The organism is Pedobacter sp. SYP-B3415, assembly GCF_004138205.1.
Classification (GTDB): domain Bacteria; phylum Bacteroidota; class Bacteroidia; order Sphingobacteriales; family Sphingobacteriaceae; genus Pedobacter.
On the sequence record NZ_RXNQ01000022.1, the window covers coordinates 230,674 to 253,799 of the forward strand.

General features: G+C 44.7%; 17 protein-coding genes. 5 read left to right on the plus strand and 12 right to left on the minus strand.

Annotation, left to right across the window (positions count from 1 at the left end; translation table 11 throughout):
* Positions 1–29: 29 nt before the first annotated feature.
* From EJV45_RS09675 to EJV45_RS09715, 9 genes are all read right to left on the minus strand, one after another.
* The gene (locus EJV45_RS09675; RefSeq protein WP_129715471.1) at positions 30–257 is read right to left on the minus strand and encodes a hypothetical protein; all 228 of its coding nucleotides are present in this window, start codon (positions 255–257) and stop codon (positions 30–32) included.
* 882 nt (positions 258–1,139) lie between these two features.
* Positions 1,140–2,441: a DUF5077 domain-containing protein gene (locus tag EJV45_RS09680; protein WP_129715472.1), complete on the minus strand. Its 1,302-nt coding sequence runs from the start codon at positions 2,439–2,441 to the stop codon at positions 1,140–1,142.
* A 100-nt stretch (positions 2,442–2,541) separates the two neighbouring features.
* Positions 2,542–4,239: a RagB/SusD family nutrient uptake outer membrane protein gene (locus tag EJV45_RS09685; RefSeq protein ID WP_240755242.1), complete on the minus strand. Its 1,698-nt coding sequence runs from the start codon at positions 4,237–4,239 to the stop codon at positions 2,542–2,544.
* Positions 4,240–4,269: 30 nt separating this feature from the next.
* Positions 4,270–7,260 (minus strand): TonB-dependent receptor, encoded by a 2,991-nt coding sequence (locus tag EJV45_RS09690; protein ID WP_129715474.1) that lies wholly within the window; start codon positions 7,258–7,260, stop codon positions 4,270–4,272.
* Between the two features lie 835 nt (positions 7,261–8,095).
* Positions 8,096–8,944 carry a HipA domain-containing protein gene (locus tag EJV45_RS09695; protein WP_240755243.1) on the minus strand — a complete coding sequence of 283 codons (849 nt, stop codon included), beginning with the start codon at positions 8,942–8,944 and terminating at the stop codon, positions 8,096–8,098.
* Between the two features lie 105 nt (positions 8,945–9,049).
* Positions 9,050–9,373 carry a HipA N-terminal domain-containing protein gene (locus EJV45_RS09700; protein ID WP_129715476.1) on the minus strand — a complete coding sequence of 108 codons (324 nt, stop codon included), beginning with the start codon at positions 9,371–9,373 and terminating at the stop codon, positions 9,050–9,052.
* On the minus strand, positions 9,366–9,569 hold the full coding sequence (locus EJV45_RS09705) for a helix-turn-helix transcriptional regulator (RefSeq protein WP_129715477.1): 204 nt from the start codon (positions 9,567–9,569) through the stop codon (positions 9,366–9,368). Before EJV45_RS09705 ends, EJV45_RS09700 begins: the two co-directional genes overlap by 8 nt.
* Positions 9,570–9,874: 305 nt before the next feature.
* Positions 9,875–10,993, minus strand: a complete 1,119-nt coding sequence (locus tag EJV45_RS09710; protein ID WP_129715478.1) for a DUF4932 domain-containing protein — start codon at positions 10,991–10,993, stop codon at positions 9,875–9,877.
* A gap of 171 nt (positions 10,994–11,164) precedes the next feature.
* On the minus strand, positions 11,165–11,776 hold the full coding sequence (locus tag EJV45_RS09715) for a DUF4357 domain-containing protein (RefSeq protein ID WP_240755244.1): 612 nt from the start codon (positions 11,774–11,776) through the stop codon (positions 11,165–11,167).
* Between the two features lie 941 nt (positions 11,777–12,717).
* Between EJV45_RS09715 and EJV45_RS09720 the strand changes: the two genes are divergently transcribed.
* From EJV45_RS09720 to EJV45_RS09730, 3 genes are read left to right on the plus strand one after another with little or no spacing between them, the layout of a single operon-like run.
* Positions 12,718–12,963: an acyl carrier protein gene (locus EJV45_RS09720; RefSeq protein ID WP_129715480.1), complete on the plus strand. Its 246-nt coding sequence runs from the start codon at positions 12,718–12,720 to the stop codon at positions 12,961–12,963.
* A 9-nt stretch (positions 12,964–12,972) separates the two neighbouring features.
* Positions 12,973–14,433, plus strand: a complete 1,461-nt coding sequence (locus EJV45_RS09725) for an MBOAT family protein (RefSeq protein WP_129715481.1) — start codon at positions 12,973–12,975, stop codon at positions 14,431–14,433.
* A 41-nt stretch (positions 14,434–14,474) separates the two neighbouring features.
* The gene (locus EJV45_RS09730) at positions 14,475–15,371 is read left to right on the plus strand and encodes a hypothetical protein (RefSeq protein ID WP_129715482.1); all 897 of its coding nucleotides are present in this window, start codon (positions 14,475–14,477) and stop codon (positions 15,369–15,371) included.
* On the opposite strand, the gene EJV45_RS09735 is transcribed toward EJV45_RS09730, so the two are convergent.
* The 3 genes from EJV45_RS09735 to EJV45_RS09745 all read right to left on the minus strand — a co-directional run bounded on the left by EJV45_RS09735 (position 15,368) and on the right by EJV45_RS09745 (position 19,262).
* Positions 15,368–16,861 (minus strand): amino acid adenylation domain-containing protein, encoded by a 1,494-nt coding sequence (locus EJV45_RS09735; RefSeq protein WP_129715483.1) that lies wholly within the window; start codon positions 16,859–16,861, stop codon positions 15,368–15,370. The genes EJV45_RS09730 and EJV45_RS09735 overlap by 4 nt on opposite strands.
* Before the next feature lie 852 nt (positions 16,862–17,713).
* The gene (locus EJV45_RS09740) at positions 17,714–18,058 is read right to left on the minus strand and encodes a hypothetical protein (RefSeq protein WP_129715484.1); all 345 of its coding nucleotides are present in this window, start codon (positions 18,056–18,058) and stop codon (positions 17,714–17,716) included.
* Between the two features lie 655 nt (positions 18,059–18,713).
* Positions 18,714–19,262: a site-specific integrase gene (locus tag EJV45_RS09745; RefSeq protein ID WP_255466198.1), complete on the minus strand. Its 549-nt coding sequence runs from the start codon at positions 19,260–19,262 to the stop codon at positions 18,714–18,716.
* 983 nt (positions 19,263–20,245) lie between these two features.
* Between EJV45_RS09745 and EJV45_RS09750 the strand changes: the two genes are divergently transcribed.
* Positions 20,246–21,544: a hypothetical protein gene (locus EJV45_RS09750; protein WP_129715486.1), complete on the plus strand. Its 1,299-nt coding sequence runs from the start codon at positions 20,246–20,248 to the stop codon at positions 21,542–21,544.
* Positions 21,545–21,552: 8 nt separating this feature from the next.
* Positions 21,553–23,124: a TlpA disulfide reductase family protein gene (locus EJV45_RS09755; protein WP_129715487.1), complete on the plus strand. Its 1,572-nt coding sequence runs from the start codon at positions 21,553–21,555 to the stop codon at positions 23,122–23,124.
* The last annotated feature ends 2 nt before the right edge of the window (positions 23,125–23,126 follow it).

Consider the following 23,126-nt stretch of genomic DNA (forward strand, 5'->3'; position numbering starts at 1 on the left):
CGGTACAGCAATGGGCATGCAGTGAAAAATCAACACTTCCTTGTATACAGTGAATGCCGGGTATGAAAAAGACTTGCGGCCGCATATTTGCTTGTTTTGTACAGTTCCCCCGGCGATGGCTGAATCTCAAAAACGTGTACATCCTGATAATTGCAGTCTGCATGTTGCCAATCAAGCGTCAGTTTCCAGCTACCCGGTTCAAGTCCCTTCAGCGACACATTAAGATTGGCACCGGCACCGGTATCAAATCCCGGCATATACAGGCGTTCATATTTTCAGACAGCGGACTAAACCTCAGTTTACCCTTTACCGGATGTTTGAAAGAGAATTGTAATGTATTCATTGCAGGCGTTTAACTTGTATAAAGTTAGCCGCTTTGTGGCTTAAAAAATCTGAGCGGAATCATGTTTATAATTGATGTTGATGTTCTGCCTGCTGAGGCGCAAAACCTTCATCAAAACCACCGTCGGTACATAAAACTAAGGCAAAATATTGCTTTGAAACTGTTCAGAAGGATTTTGTTGTTTTCTGAGAATTTCCCCCTGGACAGCAATCAGACCACAATCATTGTTGTTCGGGGAAAGTTTGACGAAAGCGTATAGTTCTTTGGTTTCCAATAGATGTGAGGCTATGGTATCGAACCGCTCACCGCCGCGGGGGCTCCTTCTTTTTGGCGAAAAAGAAGCAACCTGAGGCAGAGCCGAAAGCGTTCGTACCATTAAAAACCACATACAAGACACGAACAAACGCTCCGGCGTGTATCTCTTCTTGCATAAAAGCATCAAAAGTCTGACGGCGGCGGGAAAAGGCCCGGATTACCCATGCGCCATTCCGTTCCGGGCTGGTTCCCCTCCTTGGTTCCTCCCGACCTCTTTAAAACAGTGCAAGACTTTTAATACTTTTCTGCGGTGAGAAGATACAAGGCCGGTTCGCACCTATCAGTGGAAGTAATCAGGCAAAACCGTCATCAGAACCGCCGCATGTACGTAAAACCCGCAGACATAGAGTACAGGAGGGCTTGATTCAGAAGACTCAGGCAAATACTGTTTCGAGACTGGTTAGAAGGATCCTATTTCATTCAGCCAATTTTTACCGGACAACAGTGAGACCACAATCATGAACAGCGTCGGCTCGCCTTTCTACGGAAGCCTATCCAGATTAACCGCTGGGGCCGCCCCTGTGGCCGTTCTTGTAAACGAAGTCCCGCTGCTGGTATAATCGTCAAAAAATCCACCATTCTTTAAATAAAAGCTATTGCCGTTCACACCGCCCTGGAAATCCATACGCTGTTTAGCCGATGCGGTAGCATCATAACTAAAGCTGGCCTCGCTAACCTCTGTCCAGTTTCCCAATGTTGTTTTGTACCATTGGTTGCCATAATTGCAGCTTCGCTGGAGATAACCCTGTTCCGGATAAAAGTTCTCAATAAAGGAATACATCCCCGTCAGGTAAGAATTGATGTTTGGCCGCTTCCATTCTGCAACCAGTTTCCAGATGCTGCTCCCCCCAGCGCAAAACCATGCGGTATAATTTGTTCCTGACGCAGACGGCTCCGCCTTTAGCAAAAATTTATGGGTGGCACCTGCTGCCCAGTTGTAAACCAGGTATGACTGGCCACCGGTACCCTCCCCGCCGAAACCATTGCTGGTTACGTCTGTACCTTTCCTGACCAGGCTGGTAGCGCCATTCTCAGGATCCCAGACCGAAAAAAGAATTCTCCGTTCGGTTGCAGAGTTAACCTGCATACCGAAGTAACCGCCGGTAAAACCATTGGCCATGAAATACGAACCGACCTTATCCTGGCCCGGGGGTACATTCAGCTCGCTGTAGAACCATTGGGTGTTTGCCGGAACATGGTACTTAAGATGACACGATGGCCCTCTTCTGGACCAGTAATAGTTTGCTACATCATTCGCATAATGCACACCCGAAGCTGCCGCAGGCCCGCTGATCACCAGGTCAGACAGATCGCCAAAATACGCTCCGGTTTTGCTTAGACCCTGAATATCAACACGCACATAACCGGGCTTTTTTATATTGACAGTACCAATATTGGTCGTGGTAACATTGGCACTACGAATGGTTGTCTTGAAAACTGTCCCGTTAATGCTCACTTTAATATTGCTGCTTCCTGATGGCACACTCCCCTTCAGGGCGACGGTGAGACTTCCTGGCTGGCTAAGTCTGAACCAGACACTGGTAACGGTGCTGACAGAAGTCCAGTTGTGCAACCCCGTATTATCGATCCGTGCGCCTGTGCCGGAAGTATAGGCATTTCCGCCCAGGCCAACATTTAACGAATTTGCCCCCGGGCCGATTACAGCAATAAGGCTATCAGGCACAGGCAGGGGTTCAGCCGCCTGCAGCGGCGTATCGTTCTTGCAGGCAAGCAATACGATCAGCAGGATCAGGTATCTCAGGAATGCAGTATGTCGTTTCATCTTCGTAATTTTCATTGGCGGTAATCTATTCGCCTTCAGCCAGGTAGCATTGGCACCTTCTGATAAAAAAAGGTGTTCCTGCAAAGAACACCTTTAAAATCTAGTTGGTAGGGTTTTGAGTCAGTTTGCCCGGATATGAATTAATCGCGCTCTGCGGGATGTAGTACACCACCCTGAAATCTGTGGCCGCAACGTCTGCTGTCTGGTTTTGCGGGCCGGGATAAAGCCGTGTTAAAGGTTTACCGTTCCTGAACACATCAAAGCTGCGCTCTGCCTGAAATGCCAGTTCGAGTTGCCTTTCCTTATCGATCAGGTTTCCGGCAGTAGCCGCAGTCAGCGGAACAGTATAGGCCCCGTTCACGATAGAGCGTGTGCGGATTTTATTCAGATCTTCCAGCGCCAGTCCATAGTTCTGCAACTTGGCATAGGCTTCGGCCCTGTTCAGGTAGACTTCCCCTAACCTGCTTATTACCGGCGAATGAAGCTGCGAATCCTCACCTTCACGCGAAGCTTTAACAATATAAAACTGCGGATAGACACGGTTAAGCGTAATCAGGTAGTCGATAACGCCGGTGTACGTTTTTCCGTTTTTGTAAGTGATGGAATAGATTTCCTGACCTGCATCAACCGGCGTCAGTGTGTAGGTATCGGCACCTTCCGTGCAGGTAATGGTGGCTCCATTTCTTTTAATGGGTGCCTGAACGTAATTCAGGGTGTTGCCTGCATCATCTTTAATAAACCTGAACACCTCGGTATAGGCGCCAGCCGCATTTTTGGAATAAGTGGGCTCAATAAATGCAGCCCTTGCGTCTACAATCCTGTATTTTTCCGGCCGCCAGTCGTTTCTGCCGGTTTCGTTAAGCAGGCTTATGTACTTGGCGCTGGCATACATTTCCCCCCAGCCCTGGCCGCCTATGTTGGCATACATTCCACCAATGCCGTAGTAGTGGTCAGAGCCCGAAAACTCTGAGGCGACCCGTTTGATGGCGAAAATGGTTTCCCTGTTGTTTTCAGGAATAAAGGTATTGTATTTCATAAAATCTGCGCGGGGCAGCAAACTATACCTGCCTGAACCACTGACTACCTTCGTGGCGTAATCTACCGCTAACTGTGCATACGTCGCATTTGGGTTTTCATAGGTTCCGCTCATGTAGAGGTACACCCTCGAAAGCAAGGCCTGGGCGGCTTCTTTCGATGCAAAAATAGGTCCCCTGTTCACCGATATCAATTCCTCAGCCTTTTTCAGGTCTGAGATGGCCTGCTCATAGGTGGCTTTGACGGTTGCCCGGTCCGGCAGGTTGAGGTCAATCACATTGTCGGGGGTGCCGTTAACGATCGGTACGCCCAGATTTGTCTCAGGACTCTGGTAATACGGGCGACCGAAAGCACGAACGAGATAAAAGTACATCATGCCCCGGATAAAGAAACATTCGCCCAGCTTACTGTCAAGGGCTGCGCTCTTACCCTGCGGAATCATCTTGATGATATTGGATGCCTGGGCAACTGCCTTATAACCGCTATCCCAAAAGGTAGACAGCCTGCCATTGTTTGGTGTACGCGCAAAGGAGATAAACTCGTAAAAGGCATCAGTAGAAGAACCCCTGATCATGATGTTATCTCCAGCATATTCTCCCAGCCGGTGCATGGGGTCAGACCATGCTTTGAGCTGCGCGTACGTTCCGTTCAGCAGCGCGTCGATCGACTCTTCCGGATTACTGTTTATTCTGTCAGATTCAAGGGAGCCAAAGGGTTCCCTGTCTATTTCGCATGATGCCAGTGCTATGATGGCAAATAGCATGATCATTATTTTTTTCATCCTTCTCAAAAATTAAAATGAAACGTTAACACCAAACATAAACTTCCGGGTCATCGGGTAAACCGACGGACCTGTAGAGAAAAGCACGCTGCCGCTGTCTTCGCTCACAGGTATCTCCGGATCTACACCTGAGTATTTGGTGAGCACAAAGAGGTTTTCTCCCGAAATAAAAGCCCTGAAGCTTTTGGCCTTAAATTTTTCCAGCTTGAAACTGTAGCCAAGTGCCAGCGAACGCATTCTGAAAAAGTCATTGCTTTCTATATAACGGGACGATACCAGGTTCCCCTTGTCCTGGTTGTTGTACCTGGCAACCGGGTGGGTAGCAATGTCGCCAGGTTTTTGCCATCTTACCCAGTCATCCATCAACCGCATCTGGTTTCTGTCGGTGTATGTACCGTCTGCATCATACTCCTGGCGCGAGTAGTTGTACACCCTGCCCCCGATTGAGTAGCCGAATACAGCATTCAGGTCAAAATTTTTGTATTGCAGAAAGGTGGTAATACCGCCGAAGACGTCCGGATTGGCTTTGCCTACTCTTTCATCTGTTGCTTTTGAGTAATCTGATGTTGTGGTACGGGCTGTCTCGTTGCCGCTGGCGTCTCTTGTTACAACGTACCAGGTCGGCTTGCCATCGGCGGGATTTACCCCTGCCCATTCTTTCATATAATAGGTATCTACTGGCAGACCGATCTGGAAAACCCTGTTGGCCGATCCGGCTATGCCAAGTCCGTCGCCAACAATCAGCGGTTTAGCGGTATAACTTCCGTCCGGATTTCTGGTTTTGTAGATATCGGTTAGTTTGTTCCGGTTATGGCCAAGGTTTATGTCCAGGCTCCAGACCAGATCACGCGTTTTAATGATATCTCCGCCAAGTGCCAGTTCAAAGCCCTTGTTACTCATTTTGCCAATGTTTTGAGAAATGCTCGTGATCCCGGTTAAGCCGCTGATCGGCACATTGTACAGGATGTTGTCGGTGCTTTTGTCGTAATAGTCAACATTTAACCTCAACCTGTTGTTAAATGCCGTCAGGTCCATGCCCACACCGGTGGTATAAGTCTGCTCCCATGTCAGGTTCGGATTGCCCAGCTGGCTGATCAGCAGTCCCGGAATGCCATTGTACCCTGCTGCAGGGTTAACTGCGTATAGGTTATACTGCGGATACAAACTTGCCGGCCTGTTTCCTACAGAACCATAAGCAGCGCGGATTTTTAAATTGTTGATCTGACTGATCTTGAACCAGTCTTCCCTGCTGATGTTCCATCCGGCGCTTACGGAAAAGAAATTCCCATACTTTTTACCAAAGTTTGAGGCACCATCCCTGCGCAATGAAACCTGAGCGAGGTACCTGCCATCAAAGTCGTAACTTGAGTTAAATAAGAAGGACTGAACCGCCCATTCGCTGATGCCACCCCTGGTGCGTTCGGGTTTGGCAGTTACATCCAGTACTTCGAAACCGGGAACAATACCTGTTCCGTAAACGTCGAGCGTTTTACTTCTGAAATCGTTGAACTCATATCCTCCTAATGCATTCAGGTTGTGTTTGCCCCAATTGTTGCTGTAACGCAGTAACTGGTTTGTATAGCGGCGGGTATATTCAGACCGGTAATCGGTAACACGGCCGTTTACGCTTAAACCTCCGTTAGACCGGGGGTCTGTATAACCGGCTGCCGCATAGTTGTTATAACGATAGTTGTTTACAGAAGCAAAAGTCAGTTTTTTGGTTATTTGGATATCAAAATCCAGGTTGCCCATCATTTCATAATTCACATTCGAGCCCTTGTTCCACTGCAGATCATACAGGTAGTTGGTGCTGGCCGTGTTTACCCAAAGACTGGAACGGTGAGGCACCAGGTTACCGTTGGCATCATACGGACTGTCCCAGGGTAAATTTGAATAAATAGAGGTTACGGAATACTGCCTGTCGGCTACGCTTCTGCGCGAGCCAACCAATGCAGGTTTCACGGTTAGCCATTGAAAAGGCTTGTAGGTGCTGTTAAGTCTGAAGTTGTAGCGTTCGTAGTCGTATCCCCTGATGGCGCCAGACTCATCATAATAACCTACCGACAGGAGAGACTGAAGTTTTTCAGACCCGCCCTGCAGCGTAATGTTGTGGTTTTGATTGAAGCCTGTGCGGGTGGCGAGGTCCCACCAGTCAAAATTGCTATCCCGCAGGTCTGGTTTCCAGCGCGGAAAGCTGATGGTATTGGCATTGGCGAACGATGCGAAATAATCATACAATTCAGTTCCGTTCATCATTTGCAGATTGCCATTCGTTAGCTGCGTAAAGCCATTCCTTGTCGAAATATCTACACCCATCTGGCCAGACTTTGCACGTTTGGTAGTGACCACGATAACCCCGTTGGCACCTTGCGAACCGTAGATGGCCGTAGAGGCGGCATCTTTCAATACCGTCATCGATTCGATGTCTTCCGGGTTCAGCTCGCCGGGGCTTGACCCCACAATTACACCATCAAGCACCCACAGCGGACTGGTTGTTCCGTTCAGGGTGGCCTGCCCGCGGATAATGACCGATCCGGCGGTACCGGGTTTGCCCGATCCCGGCGCAACAAACAAACCCGGCGCCTTGCCAGCCAGCAGGTTTTGTACGTTTGGTGAGGTCACGTTCTTAAGTTTCTCTCCCTGGATTGTACTCAGCGCACCGGTAAGACTCTCTTTCCTTTGAACGCTGTAGCCAACCACGACCAGTTCGCCCAGGCTTTCTGCGGCTTCGTTCAGCGTAATGTTTCCGATCGAATCGCCGCTCACCGTTACCTCCTGGGAAGTATAACCGATCGAGCTGATCACCAAAACATCACCTTTCGCGGCCTCGATGGTGAAATTGCCAGCATTGTCGGTCGAGGTAACACGTTTCGTCCCTTTAACGGTGATGCTTGCGCCGGGTATGGGAGTTCCGGAGGCATCTTTGACGATACCGGTAATGCGATCGCGTACGGCATCTGTTTTATAAGTGATTAGGATCGCTGCGCCAGGTTTGGTCATCATGCCCGCTGGCTTTATAAGGCGGCTTTCACCCTCTATTACATTTGCCCGGACTATTGTCGACGTGAGCAGCAGGGGTGAAAATGCAAATATATATCTGCAGCACAGCTGGAGTCTGTGCATCCGCAGAGATACGGTTTTGTTCCGGTCAGTCTTTGTCATTTGGCTGAAGTTTTTGGTTCATATACGTTTTGTTTGGTGTTAGTCTGGTTCGCAGTGTATTGTTACGTCGGTAAAAAACTGGCTGGTAGGGAAGATTAACTTCGTCTGTTGCCGGAAGGATGATCAGCGGTGTCGGCAAAGACTACGGAACCGAATTTATGATAAGAAAAACGAACAGGCCGCGCTCAATCAAACGCAAACGATTGAGTATAGGCTGATGCGGATACGTCGTCCGGCTATTTCAGGCAAGCCGGGCTTTAGTTAGTATGCGTTAACATGGAAGATCGTTTGAGCTTTAACATGAAAATCGGTGATTGACCGGAAGTTCAGCCGCAGAATGCATCTAAGACAGCGGCCTGCAGATGTTGTTACTGTATCGGGTAACGGTTGGGTATGCCTTGCATTTGATTTTAGCAGGGAACAGACCAGATAAATAAGTTTTTCTGTTAGCGTGCAATCGTTTGCGCAGCTAATGCCTGATAAATTGGGGGAATCGTGTTTTTAGGCTTAAGATTTACTTAGTCTGATAACTGTAACGGTCATGGTAGCCATGGAAAGATCCAAAAGCCACACGCAAGAATATGATATAGTCAGGCAAACGAACAGGAAGCCTGTTAAAAGATCTGTTTCAATTTTATCAATCGAGATTTCAATTACGAATAATAAGTTCAAAAAATTATTGGCCTGGTTTCTTCGGTGTGTTTGCTTCAAACAATTTTTGTTTTTTGTTCCAGATTTCGAAATACCGATGCTTGCTTTCCGGACTTAAAAACGATGCTTCAATGATCTCAGCAACTTTTTTGTTCCCTGAGGAAAACTTTCTATAGGTATTGCGAACGGCGGTTCCTGGAATATTCATGCTTCTTGCGAGGGCGTCAAAATCGGATAAGCTGATTTTCTTTTTTTTTCCATTTAATGTCAGAGCCAGCTCCTCATCATCATGAGGGTTAATAAGATTTACATTGAGCAAGTCATAGGCCGGGCTCAAGCTGATTCCATCGTCATTATACAAAACAGAGAAGTTTTTAAGGTGCATATCATTGTTACCGGTCAAGAAGGAGAATAAAACCAGTTCGAAATAAGTCAGTGCATCAAAACCGGTTTGACTACAATATCTCAGAATCAACTTCCCAATTTTTTCGTAAGAGCCCTTGTATTTGTTTTCCGTTAAAAATTCAGAAAGCTGGCAAAAATCTTCCATATGAATTTTATGACCCTTTACCCTGTCAAATCTGCGTGCCAGGTAGATCAGGCTGCCGTCTGATACTTTAAGCAAAGCATGGTCACAAGTCGGCATTTTAAACACGCTTGCAAGATGCATTGTCAGGTCTTCTGCTTGCGGCATTTCAGGAAAATCGGGGTGTTGCGGCTTAAGAATGTATTCGCCCCAAAGTCTAACTATAGTCAGCCGGTTCTGGCCCTTTGTTTTCTCAAGGGTAACAGAGAGCTTGGGCTGAACTCCGGTCACCGTGATTCTTTCATTGATAGTCTGCGCCGCCAGCTTTTTTAAAAGCTTATCATTCAATTCCAACTCGGGTACGCTATCTGTTCCGAAAAATCGCCTGGAACATTTTTGATGATAAGCCGACGTACCCGCATCATGATAACAAAACCAACAATTTGCCATGGTCTAATCAATCTCGGGAACAACCGTTACAGCGCCGATTGAATCCCTGCATGTTAACAACAATAATTCAAACCTATCATTACTTTTGACCTTCCAGTGCGTAGTTGCAAGGTCCAGCAACCACCCTTCAGGTATCAGTCCGTCGAAAAAAGGAAACAACACTTTACTTTCATAGTCTCCTGGCGATAAAGGTAACGTTAAACTTACCGGCTTCGCTTGCGGGTTTTGAAGGTAATTTGGGTGGTACGTAAATTTATAACCCTCATCGGTTTCAATAAGCACGCCTGCAAGACTATCCTGAAAATAAACTAAGCCTTTCTTATTCATCGTTTTTTGCTTTTGGCACGACGCCCAGTTCTGCTCCAAATAACATCAGCACCTGATTAACCTTGTCCATTCTCAGTGTCGGTTTACCCTGTTCCATTTCGCGAACAACCCTTAGGCCCACGCCAGCCTTTGTTGCCAGGTCTCCCTGCGTCAGATTTAGCGATTTTCGTTTTCTCTTTAAATATTCAGACAACATATTATACCCTTTCGGGTACAATATAAGAAATTTCGGTTTAATTATACCCGATCGGGTTAAAAACGTGCATATAAGTGTTTATTATACCCGATCGGGACTAAGACTGTCCAGATGCTAACCAGCATTAATTATACCTGACATATGTTGAGCTCCTCAAAATCAATCCTGCATTACATCCCGTAGAACTGGTTGCAGCGCCTTTAAGAATGATGTTAAGCAGATGTGTAAGTCATCTTGCAACTTATATTTTTGGTAAGTTGCTGCGCCACCTTGTCGACTGCTGACCAGCGATTCCTGCCTCTCTCCTATTGTTTCAGCAGCTCCAGCAACCTTGGATACAGATCATCAATCTTTTGATCCGGTGCAGCTGCCCGGACATTTTCCAGGGCGGTTACAAACCGTTCCATGTTTGGAAAACCACGGTCGGCCATCAGGGTGATGACATCTTTGCGGGCCTCCTGGTACGAAGCCGCGTCATATTGATCTTTGCAATACAACACAAAAACCCCGTAGGTCATGTACTCATCAAATACTTTAAGCGGATTCGGATAGGCATAGGTACCGTCAGTTTTGTCGTTCACCCAGACCAACCGGTCTTTGAACGCACTGTCGATGTCTTTCTTGTACGTCTGCGACGGCCCGCCCACATAATTGTGGTCAATCTCGGTGAACATCACCCGGGTGTTAAACAATTCGTTTTGCCGGGCCGTGCGCGCAGGATCATTGTCCAGCGGCGGCAGCACCATTAGGATCTGCGTAAAATCCTGGTCCTCAAATTTGGTCGTGTAGTTAAGTCCGTTGATCAGCGGCGAGCAGAGGATCAGATAATTATTGATGCGCGTCTTGAAATTTTGTTCCAGCCATTTCCATTGCCGGTCCAGGTTTGCACCCGCGTGATATTCGGTGATAAGCTGTTTGTAATAAGCCTGATGCTGCTTATAAAATTTCTGAAAGTTCGATTTCCGGGCAAACGCGGCGATCTGGTCTTTGTAGGTCGCTACCGGGTTGGTGGTGACCGTCAGTTTTGCTACAGCCTGGGCCGGAAAAAGGTAATTTGGATTTGCTTTCAACTTCGTGCCGGCGAAGTCATGGGTCATGGCGTTGCCGGTGATGAAAATATAATGATACAGGGAAACATTCAGCAACGAATCGAAGGTTTTGATGATCGGCTCGTTATCAAAAGGCTTAAAATGTTTGAGCACGTCCTGGTAATAGGTACCTTTTTGGTTCACCATATCGTCGTTGTCCAGCCCCGTTTTGGTGATCGCCAGCATGATGTGCAGCAGTTCTTTTACCGGTGCAATCTCAACGCGCGATTTGCCGTTGTTTTTTTGTTGGAAGGATTGATCAAAATTGACTTTTTTCTGGGCAATAGCCGGCATTATGCCAATGGCCAGCAGGAGCAGGACACTAAATTTTCTCACTGGAATGGAAAGCGTAGGTTTAATGAATAGTAAGTTTGTGGGGCAAATATAGGGGTTGCGGGGAGAAATATTGCAAGGTATGATTCAATAGCATTTCGCTTCCCACAAGGAAATACAATTATAGTTTATACCAATAAGCCGACTATCAACTCTCAACTCATTTGTCTGATTTTATTTCGTTTCGATTTTGTTGCGTTGCCGAACAGCCGTAGGAACCTCTTCAAAATATTTGAGTTGTATGCCTGCCAACGTTTTCCATTCCAATGGGCCGCTCGCCGATCTTGCAAGCGTTGCCGAAGCTGCTCGGGATGAAGAACTGAACATATAATCTTTAGTTAGCTGGTAAAACTCTCCAGACTTAACTAGGATTTCTTCAGAAAGCATTTTTTGTCGTTCTAATCGGATACTATCTGCCAATGATGCCTGCTCGGTAACCATAAGTTTCGACCCCTTAAATATGATAAACCCTTCAGTGGATGGCTTGCCTGCACTTTCCGCTCCTGCCCCATTTTTGCAATAAAAGTCCTGCGACTTCATTTCAGTGGCTTCAACAGTTTCTTCCAGGTTTTCGAATAATTTGTGCCCAAGGGCCGATGCAAGCACCTTGATATTTGATAGGAATTCCTCCAGCTCTGCCTGTTCTGCTTCTGAAAGTTTCGGCTTTGTCGGTATATTTTGATTGATTGAATACCGCGCCGCAGACGCTGCCAATTCGTGTACTCTATTTTCCAGATACTTAACACTCGCTTTATTTAGATACCGGTCCTTGCTTCCGAAAAACATGGCCTCATTCCAAAACTCTTTATCCTGGATCTGTTGTAATAACCGAGGTCCGATTACCTCCGCCTCGCCAATATAGGAGGCGTCTTCATCATTCTGCCCTTTTCCAATGAGAATGTAAACCCCGGGTTTCTGAAACTCCGGCCGGTCTATGTAATCACGAACTCTGATTCTGGGGACCTTTAGCCCTATGCCTGTCCAATTGCTCAACTCAGCGGTTATTAATCCATTTGTATTTCCGTCTACTAGGAAAAGTCGAATTGTTTTTCCGAAAGTCTTCAATTCAGTCTATAGTATTTTAAAGGTTGGCTCTAATAACGCTCAATTTTACAAAAAAACAGGCATTATTTCATTGCCCCCATCTTTTACTTATAGCGATTACGCTTACGAGGCTAAGCCAACCAATCTTGGAAGATGTTATTGGTGTCGCAAAGCCGTCTCATTGGTTTTTCTCACTGAACTATACAGCCGAGAGTTTTCGAAGATAACTTCATCGCTGGCCAGCCAAGATAGTTAATGGTGTGAAAGAACGAGAAGTGAGTAAATGGGATCAACTGCCGTACTTTCGAGTTTGCGTCAGTATGATAGTGCATGAATAATCCTTTGCTAACCAAATCGTAACCCGATTGATTATTTTACGCATATGATTCCAGATAATTCGCCAGAATTGTTCCGCCCACTGATTTAACCTCATCCCTATTTTGCCACGGCGAACCGGGGCTATGGCCCGGACGACTGGCCTCCTATTTGACTTACTATCGTGAAAAGGATCTTTCTTTTTGAACCTAAAATTTATCATATGTCACCCAAAACCTATCTGGCGGCACCCATATGTCAGCGAATAGGCAAATCCATTTCTGAGGCCCCGAATATATCGGGGAATTTAAACCCCAGGAGAAATTAGCCAACGGAAATCAATTACACAATCTTCCACACTCTACAATATGAATCGCACAGAAATCTACAATCAGCTTAATGAAATTTTCAGGAGAGAATTGGAAGAACCGCATATATTCCTCAACGAAAACACCACTGCCGCTGATGTCGATGAATGGGACTCCATTACAAACATCCAATTGATCGTTAGCATTGAACGGCATTTTCAAGTTAGTTTTTCTTCCAAGGAAATCCATGAACTAAAAAAGGTAGGCGATCTGGTTGATCGCATCATTGAAAAATCCGGTTACTAGATCAATGCTATGTTCTTTTCATCCCCCCTTTTTCTGGCATTTTTCGGGACGCTGTTCCTGGTCTTTTATGCCATACCGGTAAAATGGCAGTCGGCATTTTTGGTTTTTTGTTCGCTGATCTACTGCAGTTTTTTCGGCGCCGCCAACTTGCTGATTGTGGCTTGCATTACAGCGGCAAGCTTTTTCGTATCCAGAAAGATCGCGGCAAGCACCCGAGAGCGCGCAAGAAAGATGTGGCTGCGCCTGGGCGTAGCTGTCCTTGTGCTTACCCTGGCCTTCTTTAAATATGCCAATATCGTAGCAGCCGAACTCCAGGGTCCTTTGGCCGAAACAGTTGTAGGCATCCTGCCCGGGCTCAAATCCCTGTCGGCGCCCGTAGGAATTTCCTTCTATACCTTACAGGCCCTTGCATACATCATTGATGTGTATAGAAGAAACCATCAGGCCGATGACAATCCGACCCACTATACATTTTTCATCTGTTTTTTTCCACAAATAGTGGCCGGACCGATTGAAAGATACCATCGCATCAGATCTCAGCTGGATGTTGCAAAGAAGTTCAACTACCAGCCTGTTACCATGGGCCTGCGGCTATTTCTTTACGGCTTGTTCAAAAAAATTGTCGTTGCCGACAACCTAGCTGCCTTTACCAACCCGATATACGGCAATTTGCAGGAACAGACTTCATTGGCCATCTTTATTGCAGTAGTTCTTTTTTCCTTTCAGCTGTATTTCGATTTCTCCGGCTACTCAGATATGGCCCGGGGGGTGGCAAGAATGCTGGGCTTTGACCTGATGCGCAACTTTGACTACCCTTTCAACAGCACGAGTGTAACCGAGTTCTGGCGAAGATGGCACATCTCTTTAAGTTCCTGGCTTAATGATTACATCTTTCAGCCCTTGATGATTGCGCTCAGAAATAAAAACAAGGCAGGAATAATCGTCAGCCTTTTCATCACGTTCCTTGTCAGCGGGATCTGGCATGGTTCGACCTGGAACTTTGTTATTTTCGGAATGCTGCACGGATTGTTATGCAGCTATGAGTTCCTGACCAGAAAAAAAAGAAAACGCTTGTTCAATGCGCTGCCGAGTTTGCTGCGAAAACCAGTTGGCATTATGCTGACATTCGGTTTTTTAAACTTCACCTGGATTTTCTTTCGGGTGGGTTCAGTGGCCGAGGCCGTGTACATCCTTCAGCGCATGACTGGTGTTTTTTATGACCTGGCAGCCTACCTTACAGCCGGAAAGACAATATTCGACGGCAATATGTCCTCGCTGAATATCTTTTTCTGTTTTCTCTTTGTCTTTATTGGCTTATTGCTTGATCAGATCGATCGCCGCTACGACTTACTGGCGTGCCTGAATCAAATGAAGGTGCCAGTGCGCTGGTTTGCCTATTTTTCCATGTGTCTCTGCATCATGCTTTTTTCATCACCCCAGGTTTATTCGTTTGTATATTTTCAATTCTAATGGGCCAACTTTTCATTAGACTTCTTGTCTTTATAACGATCATGCTTACCGCATTGTACGGAATGAATACGTTTTTCGATCGCGGTCTCCGGTTATCAAAAGAGGCTGAGCACACGGTTTGGAACGACATCTTCGATGGAAAAGTCGACGCCGGCATCCTCGTAATGGGTAATTCAAGGGCCTTCGTGAATGTTTCAAGTCTGATCTTACAGGACAACCTGGGACAGCGGGCCTACAACCTGGGCATGGACGGAGCAGATTTCAACCTCTGCAAAATGCGTTACGAGGTAGCGATCTCACGCAACCGGGCACCTAAATTGCTCGTGGTTGTACTAGGGTTTGAGGACCTGCAACTGAATGCGGTCTTGCCAAATAAGCAGCAGCTTCTTCCCTACCTGCAAGACAAAATCATTCAAAGCTCGATTGCTCCGTATAAAAACTGCTACAATATTTGGGACCAGGAGTTACCCCTGTTAAAATACCGGCACCACCTTCAGTCGCTGAGCGAAAGCCTTAAACTGTACCTGGGTAAACAGCCTCATGACCTGAGGATACAAGGCTATCAGGCCCGTGATTATAAATGGATTGAAACGTTTTCGGCGCCAAAACAATTTAACCTTAAACAGGAACTCATTACACCGGCGCTGCAAGACATGCTTGAAAAGTTTGTAAAGGCACAACGCCGGGCGGGTATCGAGGTGGTCATGGTCATTCCACCAGAACACCAGACCGTTCGCATCTATTTTCCCAACCGGAGAAAAGTCTACCAGGTTTACAAGCAGATCGCCCAGAAACATCAAGTCAGAATCCTCGATTATTCTGATTCCATGATGTCTGAGCAGCGGAAGTTCTTCTATTCGCCGACGCACATGAATAGAGAAGGATCGACCTTTTTTAGCAAGCAACTTGCACGCGATCTGCGCCCTGCAGGCAATTAAGCAACGTGCGCATCCAAAGCCTTTCGATCAATTTTCCCGCTTGGGCTTAGCGGGAATGCCTCAACAGAAATGTATTGAGCAGGCAGCATATATGCCGGTAGAATACGCGCAAGGCTCGAGTTCCATTCATCACGCTGCACAGGTACACCTTTTGCCTGTGTAACCACATAGGCTACGAGTTTTTTATTTCCCGATTTTGATGTGCGGCTGCCAACCACGGCATCTTGAATATCGGCAAGTTTTCGCAGCTGACTTTCAATTTCCTCTATTTCGATGCGATAGCCATTGACTTTTATTTGCAGGTCTGCGCGGCCCTGAAAGAAAAGCTGTCTTTTTTCGTCAAAATAGCCAAGATCTCCAGTTCTATACAGGCATTCGGAATGACCATTTACATGGATGAAACGTTCCTCATTTAATTTGGGCCGGTTGTGGTAACCCAGGCTTACCCCCCTTCCTCCGATAAAAATTTCGCCTGTCTGACCCGCGGGAAGAGGGTTCAGGTCCTCATCCAGAACATGTAAGGTAGTTTGCCGGATGGGAAGTCCGATTGAAATGATCTTTTCGTTAGGCAAGATCTGCTTACAGGCAGACCAGATCGTTGTTTCGGTTGGGCCGTACATGTTCCAAAGACCGTCAACCTTGGGCAAAAGCGCTGCGGCAAGGTCTGCTGGCAGGGCCTCGCCGCCACTAACAGCCTTCAGCGGAAGCTTGTCATCCCAACCCGCATACAGAAAGGTTTTCCACATGGCTGGGGTAGCCTGAATAAGCGTTATCTTTTCACAGATGGCCTTTTTGATTAGTGCACGCCCGTCACGGGCCTCAACCTCGTCCAGCAGATAAACCGTAGCACCGGCAACCAACGGCAGGTAAAGTTCAAGTCCGGAGATATCAAATGAAATCGTGGTATGTGCCAATACGCGGTCGGTGACACCGAGGTTGAAGATATCCTGCATCCCCAGCAAAAAGTTGAACAGGTTCCCGTGCGATACCCGCACACCCTTAGGCATGCCAGACGTGCCGGAGGTATAAATCATGTATGCCGGATCTGAAGCCTCAAGTTTCGGAAAAGTTATTTCGTTTGCGGTTGCGGGCGCCTCACCTGCCGGAACCTGCAATTCATGTCCGTCGAAAATCGCCCCTGCCCCGGCAACCGACCTATCGACCAGCAAAAGCTTGCTGCCGGAATCCTTTAACATAAAAGCGATCCGATCGGCCGGCAAGGCAGGGTCAATGGGCAAATATGTTCCGCCCGCGCGAAGAATGCCGATCATACTGGCAACAAGGTCGATCGACCGGCCCATCATTAGCCCCACTACTGCCTGGCGTTGTAAGCCATTCTTAATCAGAAACGCAGCAATATCATCGATGCGTTTGTTCAATTGGCCGTAAGTGTATTGCTGACCGTTGAATGAAAGCGCCGGGTGTTCCGGACGAGTAGCTGCGATCTGATCAAAGAGGGTGAATAAATTCTGCTCGAAAGGGGTATACATCGTCTAAATCTATGAAATTTTTCGCGACTACAGCGGGCCGAAAGCTTTGCAGACACGCTATGAAGCATTTCTTAAACTGTCATGCTTATCCTGCCACCAAATCTAATTTAGCGGGAATGCTAACCATTGAATGGCCCGATAAACTCGTTCTAAAGCATGATGCACACATTCAAATCAAACGGTCTTTAAAACGAATGTTTTACTATCAGGCACTCTCAACGATAAAGAAGGAAGGTAGTTATCAGCTAGTTTGGAGCTCTGCTCATCGTATAGGCATTGGACACCTATCCCGATCCCAGCTAAAGGCCGATAAAATGCTAGCTACCTTTTTTATGAATATGAGGCTTCAATGAAGGTGTATTACCTGGTGTATTCTTGTTATCTCGCTGACGCTTGTCCGGTTTGCCCGTAGATTTTGCAATCCTCTTAGGCCCTGGTTTGATTCCCATAACATACAATGTAACTGTGTAAATTTTAAACGCCACTGTTTATTAACGGTTTACCTTAGCTATGGTTTACAGAGAACATTTTTTCAACATTTCCACAGATCCCGAGTTAACGAGAAAGATTAAAGTTACGTTTTTTCGTCACTCAAACAGTCCCATTTTTGGGAGGGGTAAGCATCAGTTTAACAGGAGTGCAACCTCATCGACAGTTAAGATTTCTTTTCTTGAGTTTCGCTAAAGCCAGATCTGTTGTCCTCCACCTCTCGGCATTAATGGCTTCTCTGCGCGTTTCCGACCTGCTAATTCCAAGCACGTATTCGCGAACCTGTAGACAAATCATCCAGTAAACGGTCTCTACAGTACACAAATAGCGTAGCTGCAATTTTCACGATCGATTGCGTAAATGCTATTCTGGAAATCTTTGTAACCCATACTCCCGTATTCTTCTAAGTACCACTCCCCGATTTGTTTTTTTGATGAGAAACACCAGCACTCCAAATTTCGATTGAGGATCTTTGCGATATTTGGTTGTTTCTATCTTTTTTACAATCAGTACATCCTCAACCCACTCCTTTTTGACAATCGAATCTATAGGTACAGATTTATTTAGAACATATTCTTTACGGTCTAATCTGATGATTTGCAAGGGAGGATTAGCTTGAGCAGTTTCAGTATAAACACTGATAGAATCGTCTTCAACTGACAGTCCAACGAAGCATAAAGCCCAAAATAAAAGTATGCCATTAATCATATGATTTGGTTTTCTTATTGACTCGTGCCGCTCTTGGCTACAGCATGCCCGGTTCCGGCTTATCGAACCACACCAGCTGACAACGTCATCCTTCTAATGTCCTGGCCTAGGTCAGCCAAATGTATGAACTCAAAGTATAAATAAAATGAAAATTTTAAGACAAGTTGAAAGAGCACTAACCACCTCATTAGCAAGCATTAAAATACAAAAACATGATATAGTTCTCCACTATTATCATGTATTTCGCTTGGTTGGGGCTTAGCCACTGCTGCAAAGTGCAAATTCGGATAGAAGCTTACCCTGAGAGCGACACCGCCTTAAATAATACCAATGAAAGCGTGCCAACCGCATTTTGGCCAGTCGTATCCCGATGTTTCGATTCGGTTGTTGCACGTAAATTGTAAGCTTTGCAGGCTGCTGACTATCGAAACAATTTGGTTCGTTGGTTGGATTAACCTTTTTGAAGGCACATAGAGAATGTAAATGTATTCAATTCGTAAATCAGTATCGCGCCACCTAAATTTGGAACAGTCTATTGTTCGTAGCTGGAAAGCAGCTCTTTAAAATTAGCTTCAAAGGCTAATTCCTGATAACTAAGCCGAATCAATCAGTTTTAAGCTTGCTGTCATCACCACGGAAATTTGATTGTATTCGTCTAAACAATATGATTTGACCATACCTCCTGCCGACTGGTCATGATCCACAATTCCCCATCAACGCCTATTATCAATTCTGAACGTTTTAGCTTTCGAACGTCGACATAAGCCAATCCAGTGTAACAGCAGAACAAAAACATATCCTTAACGCCATTTAGACGGCTTACAGCAAATTGTTTGTTTGTTATGCGTGCCAGTTCCTCATTCGAGAGGGCGATACGGTTAACCCGCGTTGTTTTCGGTTTATAGTTAATATAAGAATTGACAATTAGCCATCCATTGCCAATACACAACCGAATAATCTTTCCGAAGTTCTTAAAATACTTGATGGCAGAGTTGTTTCCGCATTTGCGAATGCTCCGCAGGTAATAGTCGAAATCATTCAGCAACTCAAAGGTGATTTGTTTTACGGCCAGGTCTTTCGCTTTGTATTTCCATAGTAGGAAATCTCTAAGGTGCATCAGACAGGTCTCGTATTTTTGAAGTGTACTCTTTTCAAAATCCTGGCCAACCAAGCTACGCATACGCTTATTGTGGTCTTCAAACACGGATGTGATTGATCGCGATTTTTCGACTTTTCCTATCAGGCGATTTCTTAGTGTCTGAACTGGGATTACCTCTACCTGCGAAAATTTCTTTCTGATTTTTCTAAAATACCCAAAAACAAAAAAGCCTCAACTTTTTAAAGTTAAGGCTTTTGTTGCGGAATGGACGGGACTCGAACCTAGATCATATCGTACTTAAAATGAGGCTTTTACATCTAAATTCTCACTTAACTCACTCAGGACTCACACTTCGAACGGGGTTCAAAAAATATCAAATGATGTTTAAATATACGATTTTTTCTGCATCTGATTTAGCTTAAATATAGTTGCTATAAATGAGCCTCATGTTACGTTTACCGAAATTTATGAAAGCCCAAGATTTCAGCTGATTTTATTGCCGAAAACGGATTAACAAGATTAAACGAAGTATATATATAGTTGATAACCTAATTTTTATTACGTCCCTCTATTCAACAAAAATTTCAGCATACAAATAACTAGCATAAATTTTCTGCCGGAACTTCTTAGCTTTGGAAGATGTAAGGTCTTGCTATTAGCATTGCGTCAACAAGAAAATAGCCGATGCACAATAAAGTTTAAAATTAACTTGTTTTATACTTACCAAGTCTGTACTTTGAGCGCAAATTTAAATCAATGCTTTCATCATCAATCTCCCCCTATTGCTTTAGTTTGACTAAAACTTTTGGCTGGTTTTTACTATTTAACTTAAAAAAGCGATCTACCACTCTCCTCTCCGCATTGCAAATCAGTGTTGCATATGTTATAGGTGTGATTCAGATAGTTCCTTTCAGTCTTCGCAAACTAACATATGTAAGAAGCCTGCCTCCACATCTGTATAATTTTAGCTGTCAATAGCATTCAAACTTGCTGAGACTAGTCATGCAAGTTTAGTTGAATGAGATGAGTCACATCTCCCGAGCTAGAATTTTGCATCCGCGCAGTTTTTGCCTAACTATTTTTTTCCTATGCCTAATCTGATGAATGATAATGGTAGTACCATTCCCCGTGTCAACTACATTGCATTTCTCTTCCTAATTATAATCACTACCGCTAGCTTCTTATGCTTTCAGGGAGTTGTAACATTGGATTTCCAGAAGCACTGGGATGATCATTGGGTCGTATTTAATTGGTATACAGAGGAAGGTTTTGCTTCTTCGAATATAAAAAGTATTGTTAGTGAGTATTATCATGGGCAATACTCCCCAATTAATCAATTCTATTACACCACTTTATATTCGATAAATGGCTATAATGCTAAGATCTTCCATAGCGCTGGTTTAGTCATTCATTTATTTAACGTTGTACTTGTTTATGTTTTTATTCGCAGAATTGAACGTTTAATTTTCGAAGAGTCATTGCAGGCGGCTTCTTGTATCGGATTGTTATGTACACTCATATTCGCATTGCATCCGCTTTTCATAGAACCAGTTGCTTGGATCTCAGCATCCAAGGTACTTCTTTACGCTTTATTTTTCTTTATTGGTTTACTTTCCTATTTGCAATATTTATCGACTAAAAATCGACTTTGGTATCCATTTGCATTTGCTTGCTTTGTTCTGTCTTTTCTTGCAAAAGAGCAGGCTGTCACCTTCCCATTGGTGCTTCTCACACTCGAGTATTTAAAAGCAAAAAGGATTACTCAAAAGTCTGTAGTGGCGGTGCTTCCCTTTTTTGTTACGTCTCTCATCTTTGCTATAATAACAATTAACTCTCAAAGCGCGAATGAGCAGGGCATAATGAGTAAAAATGCTATGAATCCATTTATTGACCGCGTTTGCTATGGAGCATACTCAGTATTATTCTACGTTAAACAAACTATTTTCCCTAGCGATTTAGCTCGGGTATATAACTTTCCGAACAAAGCAAACCAAAATATGCCAGTAGAACTTTTGATCTATCCAATTGCTTTGCTTACTGCTATAGCTTTTTTTGTGAGAAAAGCTTTGAAACCAAGATATCTCTTTGGTGGATTATTTTTTTTTACCAGTATTTTACCAGCAATTCACATAATCCCGATATCTCGCGTTGCAATTGTTGCAGATCGCTATTCTTACGTTGCGTCTGTAGGAATCATTTACATTGCTTGTCATTTCGTCTATACTTTATTTTCAAAGGCAGACCAATACGTAAGGTATGCAATCACATTGGTATGTTGTCTATATGTCTTTTACCTCGGTTTTTATACATACAGCCGAATACCTCTATGGAAAAATTCCGATTCTATAACGAATGACATCCGTCATTTTAAATTATACTTCAAATAATAAGGTTTATGAAATCCTCTTTAATCGCCCTATTTATATTTGCTAGTTTCCAGGGCCTATCGCAAGTGCATGACATGGGCAATGTTGTCGTTAAAGGCACTATACCTGCATTTAAAAACAAAATCTGGTCATTTAGTAAGACAACGTTCTTTGACTCGGAAACTGAAAAAGTTGAGTTGAATAGTGCAGGGGATTTTGCAGCGAATGTTAATATTCAGGGTGAGCAAAATCTTATGTTCTCTTTGGCAGATGAAACCTTCACTATACATGTTACTCCGGGAGACACCGTACTAGTATCAACTCATACATCCAAACAAAATGAAGGCAGGTTACACCTTACAAGTCCAAATCCAAATCTTAATCGCGATTTACAGTTTTACATGAATAGCGTGAGAAGCCTTCGTAAGTTGGACTTGGAAATTTTTAGCAAATCAATAAAGAGCTCACAAGGGAATTTTGTAGACCTCTTCAATTTGATCAACCTATCATATAATAAAAAGATGAAGATCTTATTGGATGCAAATTTCACTGACGAGGAGAAGGTCAAGCTGGGGACCGCAATCTATTTTGATTACACTGCTTTACTAATTAGAAATGGGATGTATCCTAAATTCAACCTAGGTTCCGACTCGCTCACTCTGAGCCAAATCGGCCTGAGTCAGCCCCAGATTCTCTTTTTAAATAAAAACTTTGTCAATGCCGGACTTCCAGAAACACTCAATACTAAGTTATTTTATCAAATTCCAGAATACCGGACATATCTATTATTAGCAGGGAGGCAAAGTCGGCCATTTAACCATACCAAAATCATCAAGGAGAAAAGCTCAATATATCAAAATGGCCAGGAGATTGAGATAAGACCGGCTTACACCAAAACTAAATTCTATTCAGAAGGCAATAATCTTCTTGATATGCCCAGAATCTGGATGGATTATTATTATGGCCTAATCAATTTTGACCTTGTGCCAATACGCGACTGGTTTATAACATATAATCTGATCTTAGCGTATCAATATGGTTCCAATGAGGTAGCGGGCGAAGTCAACAAGGAATTTCTCAAAATTTGTCAAACAAAGGTTTACCGAGATACGCTTACGGCATTCACCACCGGGTATTTAAAATATCGCCCGGGACATCAGGCTCCAGCCATCGATTTAACTGATATAAATGGGAAAATGTTCAATCTATCACAGGTGCGTGGGAAACTTGTTTATATAGATTTTTGGGGGGCCTCATGCGCTCCATGCATTAACGAGATAAGAGAAAGTTCTCACGCCCTCCATAGCAAATACGCCGCTAAAGACATCGTTTTCATAAACATCTGTGTAGACTCTAGCCCTTCAGTTTGGAAACAAAATGTTGAAAAATATAAATTGAAAGGAATCAATTTGCTAGCAGAAGGTTGGACAAATAGCATTGTCTGCGAGTCTTACAAGGTTGACGCATTGCCACATTATGTGCTGCTAGACCGCAACGGGAACTTCATTCAATATCGTTCACAACGTCCCAGTGAGCTTTTGAAAACTTCACCGAATGTTATCGATCTAGCGCTTTCTGAAGCTAGCTTTAACGCAAACTGACA